The following is a 10496-nucleotide window of genomic DNA, read 5'->3' on the forward strand; positions in this document are numbered from 1 at the left end:
GGACCGTGAAACAACTTTGCGCCGATGATAGTGCTGCAACCAGTGTGAAAGTAGGTTATCGTCAGGCTTGTTATTCGAAAAAACCCCCATCGGTGATCCGGTGGGGGTTTTTTTACGTCCATTGATCTGATGCATGGCATCGATCGCGTGCCGCCTTGAAAGGGATGTCTTGTCTGCTTTGCATACGCTGGAACAACTCCGCGCGGGACAATTGGCCGGCGTGCGCCGTCTGAAGCTGTCCTGCTGCCTGACCGACTTCCCCAGCGAGATCTTCGACCTGGCCGACAGCCTGGAAATTCTCGACCTGTCCGGCAACGCCCTGTCATCGCTGCCAGATGACTTGCCGCGCCTGCGCAAGCTGCGCATCATCTTTTGCTCGGATAATCTGTTTACCAGTTTGCCAGCCGTGCTCGGTTCCTGCCCTGCGCTGGAAATGATCGGTTTCAAGGCCAACCAGATACGCCAGGTGCCGGCCGCCGCCTTGCCACCCGGCCTGCGCTGGCTGACCCTCACCGACAATGCCATCGACGCCATGCCGGACGAACTGGGCAAGTGCGGACAATTGCAGAAACTCATGCTGGCGGGAAACTGCCTGAGCCACTTGCCCGCCTCGCTGGCCGATTGCCATCGCCTGGAGCTGGTGCGCATCGCAGCCAACCGCTTCACGGCGCTGCCCGCTTGCCTGCTGGCCTTGCCACGCCTGGGCTGGCTCGCGTATGCGGGCAATCCATTTACGCAAGCGCAGGAGCTGGCGGCCCTGGCCGATGCCGGCATGGCGGGCGTGGCATGGCCGCGCCTGCAGCTGGCGCAGCAGCTGGGCGAGGGGGCCTCGGGTGTCATTTACCGGGCCCGCCTCGATGGTGCTGAGGATGTCGCAGTGAAAGTATTCAAGGGGGCGATGACGAGCGACGGCTTGCCGCGCAGCGAGATGGCCGCCTGTGTCGGCGCCGGCGCGCACGCCAGCCTGATTCCCATCGAGGGAACGCTGGAGGCCCATCCGCAAGGGGCGCCGGGGCTCGTCATGCCGCTCATCGACCCTGCCTTCCGCAACCTGGCAGGACCACCGAGTCTGGTATCGTGCACGCGCGACGTGTATGTCGATGGCGCGCGCTTTGACGTAGCGCAAGTACTGGCCATCGCCCATGGCATCGCTTCGGCCGTGCGCCAGCTGCATGCGCGCGGCATCGCGCATGGCGACCTGTACGCGCACAATATCCTGCATGCGGACAGCGGTGCCTGCCTGCTCGGTGATTTTGGCGCGGCGTCCCTGTTCGAGCCCGGCTCGCCGCAAGCGGACGCTCTCCAGGGGATCGAGGCGCGCGCCTTTGGCGTGCTGCTGGGAGAGTTAATCGCCCATGCGGATGCCCCCTTGTCCGAACTGCAAGCCCTGAGGGATGCCTGTCTGCTGGAAGAAATATCGCGGCGGCCCAATTTCGACGTTATTGAACGGGCATTACGAGATATGCTCCCCGCATAAAAAAATGGCGCAGCCTGTGCAGGCTGCGCCATTTTTATTTCAGGCTGACAAGATTCAGCCCGCTACCGGCTCTTCTTTTTCCGGCAGGGCGATCTGGTTGTCGACGCTGAACTGGTAGTCCTTGAAGACGTGTTCGGCCGTCAGGATCTGGTATTCGCCATTGTCCAGCTTGTGCGTCGTGTCCTTCAGGCGATACGTGTAGTGGCCGCAGGTCCAGCAGTTGAAGTTGCGCATGTGCGTGCACAGGCAAGTCTTGTCCATCACGACGACGGTCTTTTGCTCGGGATGGGCCGCCACTTCGCGGTTGTACGAGTTGATGTAGGCACAGTTGCCCGTCGCATCAAGCAGGTAGCCGTACGATTCGCAGCCTGGGCGGATGCCGGCGCCGATGGCGGGCGTGTTCTTCAGCATGCGCATCGGGTAGCCCGTCGGCGAGACGCCGTTGACGATGATGTCTTCTTCCGAGGCCTTGTAGTATTCCTGCTTGACCTTGTTGGGCAAGCCGCATTCCTTGGTGACGGTAAAGCGCGTCGCCACCTGTACGCCGGCCGCGCCCGCTTCGAGGAAGGAGACGGCATCGCTGCCCGTGAAGATGCCGCCGGCCGCGATCAGCGGGATGTCCAGCTGTTCCGCCTTCAGGTAGGCCAGCAGTTCCGCCGTGATCGTGTGCAGGTCGTAATTGGCCCAGTCCATGCCGAAACCCAGGTGGCCGCCGGCCAGTGGTCCCTCGACGATGATGAAGTCAGGCAAACGGTCCAGCTTGGCGTTCTTGCGCAGGAAGATTTGCAGGGCGCGCACGGACGAGACGATGATGCCCAGCTTGGCGTCGCGGAAACGTGGATGGTCAGCCATCAGGGCAAACGAGCCGAAGTGCAGGCCGGCCGACAGGGTGATGCCGTCGATGCCCGCGTCCAGCGCTGCATTCAGGCGCACGCGCAAGGTTTCGCGGGGGCCGTTCATGGTCAGCTTTTCCATGCAATTGACGAAGATCAAGCCATCGCCTTTTTTCGCTTCCATGGTGCGGCCGATATGCAGACGTTGCGCTTCTGCCAGGCGGCCCAGGTCGAACTGCACCACGGCCTTGTCGCTGTTATTGATGTTGAACTTGTACAGTTTTGTCTTGTCTTTGACGAAGGTGGTGTCGAAACGGCGATCCGACACGTCTTCCACCATGGCATCGGAGATATGGCCGATACCGTTCAGCCGGGCCGCTTCCAGGGCCAGCTCCGACGTGGAAATATCCACACCCATTCCGCCTATCATGATGGGCACATATTCTTTTTTGCCAAATCGCAGGCGGAAATCATCAACACGTTTCATTGCTATCCTTAGACTACCGTGGTTATCACTGAGCCAGATGTACGGTCAAGCCCGCTGCCGGTTGGGCGCGCGGGCGCATGTAGCTGTGCGCAGCTTCAATTCTACCCCAAGCGGGCAGGCGCTCCGAGGCAGCTTGCCGCCATGCCGGGGCAGGCGCGGGCCGGAGCGCGCTTCATCGGGCATTTAGGCGAAATTAATCGCGGAAATTGTTAAATTCCAGCGGCATGTCGGGCACGTCCTTGCGCAGCATGGCCATGGCCGCCTGCAGGTCGTCGCGCTTGGCGCCCGTGACGCGCACGGCTTCGCCTTGGATGCTCGCTTGCACTTTCATCTTGCTGTCCTTGATGACGCGCACGATTTTCTTCGCATCATCCGATTCGATGCCATTCTTGATCTTGATGATCTGCTTGACCTTGTCGCCGCCGATCTTCTTGATGTCGCCTTCGTCGAGGAAGCGCACATCGACCTTGCGTTTGGTCAATTTGTTGGTCAGCACGTCGCGCACCTGGCTGAGCTGGAATTCCGAATCCGCGAACGCGGTCAATTCGTTTTCCTTGTGTTCGACGCGGGCGTCGCTGCCCTTGAAGTCGAAGCGGGTCGTGATTTCCTTGTTGGATTGCTCGACTGCATTCTTGACTTCGATCATATCGGCTTCGGAGACTACATCAAATGACGGCATGGTCTGTTCCTTTTCTTGTTAAAGCGAGCGCACGCTCGGCGCGCTGGGCCTTGGCGGCTGATTCCGCGCCATGGGACGGCCCTGTTAAAGATGCGACATTTTAACGGACAACGGGCAAGTCGCCCTTGTCCTGAGGTGGTTTTTTGTCGCTTTCGCTCTATAATCGAGCAAAATTTCCCTATCCCATGTCTGCAGAGCTCACCATCGAACACAATTACTCCCTTCAGCGCCTGAATACCTTCGGCATCGCGGCCCATGCGGCCGCCTACGTACGCATCACTTCCCAGGCCGAATTGCAGGCGGCGCTGCAGGATCCCGCCTTGTCCGGCATGCCGCGCCTGATCCTGGGCGGCGGCAGCAACATCGTGCTCACCGGCGACTTTCCCGGCGCCGTGCTGCACATGGCCACGCGCGGCATGCGCCTGGCGCAGGCCGCTCTCGATACGGTGCTTGTCACGGCGGCGGCCGGCGAAAACTGGCACGACTTCGTGCAGTGGACCCTGGCGCAAGGCGTGGGCGGGCTGGAAAACCTGTCGCTGATTCCCGGCACGGTGGGCGCGGCGCCTATCCAGAATATTGGCGCGTATGGCGTTGAAATCAAGGATTATCTGCATAGCGTGAGCGTCATGCACAGCGCCAGCGGCATCGTCTTCGACATGGACCGCGAGGCTTGCCGCTTCGCCTACCGCGACAGCATCTTCAAGCAGGAAGAAGGGCGCGAGCTGATCGTGCTGGAAGTGACGTTCGCCCTGCCTGCCCAGTGGCAGCCGAACTTGCGCTACGCAGAACTGGCGCAGGCCATCGCCGAGCGCAATCTTGCCGAACCGACAGCACAACAGGTGGCGGAAACCGTGATGGCCATCCGCCGGCGCAAGTTGCCCGATCCGGCCGTGATCGGCAATGCGGGCAGTTTCTTCAAGAATCCCGTCGTCTCAAAAGAACAGTGTGCGGCCCTGCTGGAACGTTTTCCTGCGCTCGTGCACCATGCGCAGCCCGATGGCACGGAAAAGCTGGCGGCTGGCTGGCTGATCGATCAGTGTGGCTGGAAGGGGAAAAACCTGGGGCCCGCGGGAGTGTATCCCAGGCAGGCGCTGGTTCTGGTGAATAATGGCGGCGCTCGTGGCGCGGACATTACCCGGCTGGCGGCAGCGATACAGGATGATGTAGAGGCGAAATATGGCGTGCGCCTGTCGCCCGAGCCTGTGTTTGTTTAATTAGCCAAAATGGCAGACGTAATCGAGCGTTTCCACCGTTTCGATATCAAAATAGCTATTGCCCGGGATGCTGAATTCCTGGCCCGCGCCATAGCTGTTCCACTCGGTCGCGTCGGCCAGGCGTACCTTGCACAGGCCGCCGACGATTTCCATCGTTTCCGGCGCGCCCGTGTTGAAGCGCAGCGATGACGGGAAAATCACGCCCACGCTTTTCTGCGTGCCGTCGGCCAGGATGACGTTGTGCGAGATGCACTTGCCATCGAAGTAGATATTCGATTTCTTGACGACGCTGACATTGTCCAGTTGTGTGCTCATGCTTCACTTTCCTTGCTGTTAAAAATCAGTCGCGGACGTCATCGGCGCTCAGCACGCTGTTGCGTCCGCCGCGCTTGGCCGCATACAGGGCCTGGTCGGCGCGGTTGATCAGTTGCTCGACCGTCGAGTCAGGCGAGGGCACGACGGTGGCCACGCCGATCGAGATGGTGACGATGCCGGTGCCTGCCGCCGGGTTTTCGATCTGCAAGCCTTCCAGGTGGCGCCGGCACGCTTCGGCGATCAGCAGTGCCCCGGCCGCTTCCGTTTCCGGCAGGATCAGGGCGAATTCCTCGCCGCCGTAGCGGGCCGCCAGGTCGGCCGGGCGCTTCAGGTGTTCCGTCAGCACGGCGGCGACCTTTTTCAGGCACAGGTCGCCTGGCAGGTGGCCGAAGTGGTCGTTATAGCTCTTGAAATGGTCGATGTCGCAGAAAAGCAGGCTGAGCGGTGCTTTGTCGCGCTGGCCACGCTGCCACTCGAATTGCAGGGTTTCATCGAAGCGGCGGCGGTTGGCGATGCCCGTCAAGCCGTCGAGGGCGGCCAGTTTCTGTAATTCAATATTCGCATCGGCCAGGTTCTTCTGACTTTCGCGCAGGAAACGGAATGCCTGGTCGCGCTGCAGACGGCTGATATGGGCGTTCGAGTGATAGCGTATGCGCGCCAGCAATTCCAGGCGGTCCGGCAGCTTCACCACGTAATCATTGGCGCCGACGGCAAAGCTGTGGGCCTTCAGTTTCGGGTCATCCTTGGCCGACAGCACGATGACGGGCACGTGCGCCAGCGCCTCGTGTTCGCGGTACAGCTTGATCAAGGCGAAGCCGTCGATGCCTGGCAACACCAGGTCCTGCAGGATGACGGTGGGCTGCAGGCGCAGCGCCGTGTCCAGCGCCTGGCTGGCGTCGGTCACGTAATGGAATTCGATATCCTGCTGGTCGCTCAGCATGCGCCGGATTGCCTCGGCAATGATCAACTGGTCGTCCACCAGCAGCACACTGACCTTGAATTCGGTCAGCGCGGGCTCGTGCTGGATGAAACTGGAGGAAAATTCTGGCATTGCATTCTTTTCAGATGTTGGGGGAGGGTTCCCACCCATTGTTGAGTTTGACGCCCAGGCGGCTGCGCAGGCTGGCACCGATCTTATCCAGGGGTAATATTTGCTGTGCTGCATCGAGTTCGGCCGCTGCGCGCGGCATGCCGTACACGGCACTGCTGGCCTGGTCTTGTGCGATCGTCGTCTTGCCGGCGCGGCGCATGGCCAGCAAGCCATCGCCGCCGTCGCGGCCCATGCCGGTGAGCAATACGCCGATGGCGTCGCCGCGCCAGTGCTGCGCCACGCAGTTGAAGAAGACATCGACGGATGGACGATACACATAATCGCGCGGTGCTGCATCGTAACCCAAACGATAATTTTGATCTAGCAGCAGGTGATCGTTGGTCTTGGCCACCAGCACCGTGCCGGCCACCAGTTCGTCGCCGTCGGCGATCACGCGCACGGGCATGCTGAGCTGGTCATCCAGCCATTTGGCGAAATGCGAGGCAAAGGTTTCATCGATGTGCTGCACCACGACGATGGCGCAGCCGGGCGGCGCGCTCCAGCCGGACAGCACCTTGGCCACGGCCGACGGACCGCCTGTCGAGGCGCCGATGGCCACCAGCGACGTCACCTGGCCGTCGCCGCGTTCCGTGCCATTGCCGTTGGCCTGGCGCGGCGGCGGCGTCTCCGCACTATGGCGTATCAGCTTGCCGATCGTCTTGATCTTGGCCAATAGTTCGCTGTCGCCACCCACTTGCCCCTGCAGCACGGGCGTGGCCGTGACGTCGAGCGCGCCGGCGCCCAGCGCGCGGAAAACCTGGTTGACATTGTCCTGCGGGCGTCCCGTGACGACCAGGATGGCGCACGGGCTTTGTTCCATGATCAGGCGCGTCGCCTCGACGCCATCCATCTCCGGCATGTTCAGGTCCATCAGGATCAGGTCCGGGCGGCTGTCCAGGCACATGCGCACTGCTTCGAGTCCCGTGCGGGCGATCCACAGCACCTGGTGTTCCTGCGTGCTGGCCACCACCCGGCGCAAGGCCTCGGCGGCCATCGCGACATCATTAACAATGGCAATTTTCATGAAGTACAGCTCATAAGCGCGCATCTCCTATCAGGTCGGCCACCGCGTCGAGCAGGGTCTCGTCGTGGAAGCTGCCCTTGGTCAGATAATAATCGGCGCCGGCGGACAGGCCGCGCGCGCGGTCCTCCGGCCTGTCCTTGTATGAAACGATCATCACCGGCAGCTTGTGCAGGTGCAGGTCCTTCTTAATCAGCGAGACGAGTTCGATGCCATCCATGCGCGGCATGTCCACGTCCGTGATCACCAGGTCGTATTCGCCGCTGCGCACCACGTTCCAGCCGTCGATACCGTCGATGGCCACGTCGACGTCGAAACCGCGCGCCAGCAGCAGCTTGCGCTCCATCTCGCGCACCGTCAGCGAGTCGTCGACCACCAGGATGCGCTTGGCGCGGCGCTGCTGCGCCTGGCCCGTTTGCGCCAGCTGGTGCAGGCCGCCTTCGTGCAGCAGCTTGTCGATCGACAGCAGCAGGTCGGGCACGTCGAGGATCAGCACCGGCTCACCATCGTCGAGCAGCGCGGCGGCGGAAATGTCGCGCATCTTGCCGAAGATCGGGTCGATCGCCTGCACGGCCAGGCTTTGCTCACCGCGGATGGCGTCCACCACCAGCGCGTAGCTTTGCTTGCCGCGCCCGATGACCACCACCGGCAAGTCGTCGGCGCCGCTGGCGCTTTCGCCCAGCTCGAGCACCTGCGCCGCCGACACCAGGCCCAGGTGCTCGCCCTTGAGTTCGAAGAACTGCTTGTTTTCCAGCGTGTGGATGGCCGCTTGCGGCACGCGCACCACGCTTTCCACCTTGACGATGGGGATGGCGTAGGCTTCGCCCTGGATGTCGATCACCAGGGCGCGCACGATCGATTGCGTCAGCGGCAGGGTGATGAGGGCGCGGAAACCGCGTCCCGGCTCCGACTCCAGGCGCACGGTGCCGTTTTGCTGGCGTATCGTCTCGTGCACGATGTCGAGGCCCACGCCGCGGCCCGACAGCTGGTTGGCCGTGGCTTTCAGGCTGAAGGCGGGCAGGAACAAAAATTCCAGCAGCTCGCCCGGCGACAGCGCGGCGGCCATAGCGGGGCTGGCCATCTTGCGCTCGATGACGGACTGGCGGATCTTTTCCAGGTCGACGCCGCGCCCGTCGTCGCTGATCTCGATGCTCAGCATGCCGGCGCGGTGGCGCGCTTCCATGCGGATGGTGCCCAGCGCTTCCTTGCCCGCGTCGATGCGCTCGTACGGGCCTTCCATGCCGTGGTCGATGGCATTCCTGAGCATGTGGTTCAGCGGGCTTTCGATCTTCGCCAGGATGTCGCGGTCGACCAGGGTGTCTTCGCCTTCGATCTCCAGCTGCACTTCCTTGCCCAGGCTACGCGCCAGGTCGCGCACCATGCGGGGAAACGCGTGGATGCCGTCGCGGAAAGGGCGCATGCGCAGGGCCAGCACTTCGTCGACCATGCCTTGCGAGACGGCCAGCAGGCGCCGTTCATAGGTTTCGATTTCGGCGATGTGCTCGAGCATGAACTGCTTCAGGGGCTGCGTCTTTTGCAGCGCCAGCAGGGATTTTTCCATCAGGCCCGCGTCGCCGGAGCGGGAAATGGCGACGTGCAGGTGTTCGATGGCGGAAAACAGGCTGCTCTGGTTGCGCTTGAAGCGCTGCAGGGCGCCGATGAAGGGATGCATCTGGTGCGCATTGATGCGCGATTCGCTGGCCAGCGACAGCAGCTTGTCGAAATTTTGCGCCGGCGCCTTGACCGGTGCCGCACCCGTACGGGGCGCAGGCGTGGCCGCCGACTCAGGCTCCTCGCCGGCCAGGCCGCCGGCCACGGGGGCTTGCAGCTCGGCGATGTCCGCCGGCACGGGCGGCGCTGGAGCAGCGGCGGGCGGCAGCGGCGGCGGGGACGCCGGCAGGGCGGGCAGTTCCGGCAGCTCGGCGATGCCGGCGATGGCGTTCAGGGTCTGGTCGATCTGCGCTGCGTTGGCGGCCAGCCACGCCTCGGCGCCCGCGTCGTCCAGGCGCGACAGCTGCACGATCAGGTCCACGCCCGACAGCAGCACGTCGACCCGTTCCGGCGTGAGCTTCAGGCGGCCATGCTGGGCGGCAACAAAACTGTCTTCCATGCCGTGCGCCAGCTGCACCACCACCTGCAGGCCGACGATGGCGGCAGCGCCCTTGATCGAGTGCGCCGCGCGCATCATCGATTCGACGGCGGCCGCGTCGCCCGCATGGCGCTCCATGGCCAGCAAGCCGTCGGTGAGAATCTGGGTCTGGCTGTCCGCCTCCATGCGGAACAGGTCCAGCATGGAAAAGGCACTCAGGTCGCCGTGCTGGTCCTGGCTCATCGTAGTAGTCTCGCAAGTTGAAAGCCGATCAGCGCCGTGTCCAGGCAGCCGATGCGCATCTCGCCTTCGGTGATGACGCCGGACAGAAAGCGCGACAGGCCCTTGTTGATGGTGGCGGCCGGCGCCTGCACGGCGCCCGAGGCATAGCGCACGATGCCGTGCAGGTCCGCCACGGGCAGGGCATAGGCCTGGTCTTCCCAGCGCATCAGCAGCAGGCGCGCAAAGGTGTGGCGGCCTTTCGCCACCGGCGCGCCCTGTTCGTCGATGCCCAGCAGGTGTGCCAGCGACATGCACGGATACAGCTTGCCGCCGATATTGACGATGCCGGCCAGGCCGCGCCCGCTGCGGTGGGGCAGCGCGTGCGGCTGCGCTTGCGGCGCCACCGAGTCGAACACGCGCGTGGGCAGCGCCAGCCATTCGCGGCCGATGCGGAACACCAGCGCGGAGCTGTCGCGCACTTCGCCGCCCGCGTCGAGCTGGCGGAAGTGGCTGGCCCATTCCTGCTGGTAGTGTTCGTCCACGGGGCGCTGCAGGTTGCGCTGGGCCGCGTCGGCGTACACCTCGCAGTTGCGGCAATGGACGTTGGCCGGTAGCCTGGGGCAGCTCTGGTCGCCGACCACGCCGATGTGGTTCCAGCAGTCCTCGATGCCGTCCAGGGTCCCGCTCTCGATGATGGTGCTCATGCGTGCCCCTTAGTTGGACGCCTGGCGGCGCTGGTAGATGCGCGCCGCGCGCGCCTTCAGAGTGGCGGCAGCCGTATGGTTGCCATTGCGTTCGGCCAGCAGGGCCAGGTGGCACAGCGCCTCGTAGTGGTCGGGCTGCAGGTAGATGCAGCGGCGCCAGTAGTCGTCCGCCAGGTCCATCTTGCCGGCCAGTTCGTTGATCATGCCCAGCATGAAGTACGCTTCCGCCGCCTCCGGCGCGCGGGCCAGGTGGGCGTGGCATTTTTCGCCCGCCTCGCGCAGCTGGCCGCGGTCGGCCAGCCGGCGCGCCTCGGCCAGCAGGTCCGGCGCGGCGGCCGGCGCCGGGGCGGCCACGGCCACTGGGC

Annotated in this window: 10 protein-coding genes; 2 read left to right on the top strand and 8 right to left on the bottom strand. The window is 63.5% G+C overall.

Annotated features, from left to right (window positions below; genetic code table 11):
* Window positions 1-178 precede the first annotated feature (178 nt).
* Window positions 179-1477: a leucine-rich repeat-containing protein kinase family protein gene (locus AC07VL_RS27775; RefSeq protein ID WP_494808721.1), complete on the top strand. Its 1299-nt coding sequence runs from the start codon at window positions 179-181 to the stop codon at window positions 1475-1477.
* 54 nt (window positions 1478-1531) lie between these two features.
* Here the strand turns inward: AC07VL_RS27775 and AC07VL_RS27780 are convergent, their stop codons facing one another.
* Both AC07VL_RS27780 and AC07VL_RS27785 read right to left on the bottom strand, forming a co-directional pair.
* On the bottom strand, window positions 1532-2797 hold the full coding sequence (locus AC07VL_RS27780; RefSeq protein ID WP_076573004.1) for a nitronate monooxygenase: 1266 nt from the start codon (window positions 2795-2797) through the stop codon (window positions 1532-1534).
* A gap of 193 nt (window positions 2798-2990) precedes the next feature.
* Window positions 2991-3476: a YajQ family cyclic di-GMP-binding protein gene (locus AC07VL_RS27785; RefSeq protein WP_034759416.1), complete on the bottom strand. Its 486-nt coding sequence runs from the start codon at window positions 3474-3476 to the stop codon at window positions 2991-2993.
* 185 nt (window positions 3477-3661) lie between these two features.
* On the opposite strand from AC07VL_RS27785, the gene murB reads away from it, so the two are divergent.
* Complete coding sequence (gene murB, locus AC07VL_RS27790) at window positions 3662-4690, top strand: UDP-N-acetylmuramate dehydrogenase (RefSeq protein ID WP_494808714.1); 1029 nt, start codon at window positions 3662-3664, stop codon at window positions 4688-4690.
* Here the strand turns inward: murB and ppnP are convergent, their stop codons facing one another.
* From ppnP to AC07VL_RS27820, 6 genes are all read right to left on the bottom strand, one after another.
* A complete protein-coding gene (gene ppnP, locus AC07VL_RS27795) occupies window positions 4691-5005 on the bottom strand; it encodes a pyrimidine/purine nucleoside phosphorylase (protein ID WP_494808715.1) in 315 nt (104 codons plus the stop codon). It lies immediately after the preceding gene.
* Window positions 5006-5030: 25 nt separating this feature from the next.
* Entirely contained in the window at window positions 5031-6056 is a 1026-nt protein-coding gene (locus tag AC07VL_RS27800) for a diguanylate cyclase (RefSeq protein WP_494808716.1), read from the bottom strand.
* Window positions 6057-6066: 10 nt separating this feature from the next.
* Window positions 6067-7119: a chemotaxis-specific protein-glutamate methyltransferase CheB gene (gene cheB / locus AC07VL_RS27805; RefSeq protein WP_494808717.1), complete on the bottom strand. Its 1053-nt coding sequence runs from the start codon at window positions 7117-7119 to the stop codon at window positions 6067-6069.
* Window positions 7120-7129: 10 nt separating this feature from the next.
* Complete coding sequence (locus tag AC07VL_RS27810; RefSeq protein WP_494808718.1) at window positions 7130-9448, bottom strand: hybrid sensor histidine kinase/response regulator; 2319 nt, start codon at window positions 9446-9448, stop codon at window positions 7130-7132.
* Complete coding sequence (locus AC07VL_RS27815) at window positions 9445-10131, bottom strand: chemotaxis protein CheW (RefSeq protein WP_494808719.1); 687 nt, start codon at window positions 10129-10131, stop codon at window positions 9445-9447. The genes AC07VL_RS27810 and AC07VL_RS27815 overlap by 4 nt, the downstream gene beginning before the upstream one ends.
* A 9-nt stretch (window positions 10132-10140) precedes the next feature.
* Window positions 10141-10496 (bottom strand): tetratricopeptide repeat protein (locus tag AC07VL_RS27820; RefSeq protein WP_494808720.1); only part of this gene is annotated, 356 nt, incomplete at its 5' end.

The organism is Janthinobacterium sp. GW821-FHT03C08 (assembly GCF_059420905.1).

Bases quoted from the DNA above. Each gene is read 5' to 3' on its own strand.
- AC07VL_RS27800 (WP_494808716.1), bottom strand. From the start codon at position 6,056: ATGCCAGAATTTTCCTCCAGTTTCATCCAGCACGAGCCCGCGCTGACC.
- AC07VL_RS27815 (WP_494808719.1), bottom strand. From the start codon at position 10,131: ATGAGCACCATCATCGAGAGCGGGACCCTGGACGGCATCGAGGACTGC.
- AC07VL_RS27780 (WP_076573004.1), bottom strand. From the start codon at position 2,797: ATGAAACGTGTTGATGATTTCCGCCTGCGATTTGGCAAAAAAGAATAT.
- ppnP (WP_494808715.1), bottom strand. From the start codon at position 5,005: ATGAGCACACAACTGGACAATGTCAGCGTCGTCAAGAAATCGAATATC.
- AC07VL_RS27810 (WP_494808718.1), bottom strand. From the start codon at position 9,448: ATGAGCCAGGACCAGCACGGCGACCTGAGTGCCTTTTCCATGCTGGAC.
- AC07VL_RS27785 (WP_034759416.1), bottom strand. From the start codon at position 3,476: ATGCCGTCATTTGATGTAGTCTCCGAAGCCGATATGATCGAAGTCAAG.
- cheB (WP_494808717.1), bottom strand. From the start codon at position 7,119: ATGAAAATTGCCATTGTTAATGATGTCGCGATGGCCGCCGAGGCCTTG.
- murB (WP_494808714.1), top strand. From the start codon at position 3,662: ATGTCTGCAGAGCTCACCATCGAACACAATTACTCCCTTCAGCGCCTG.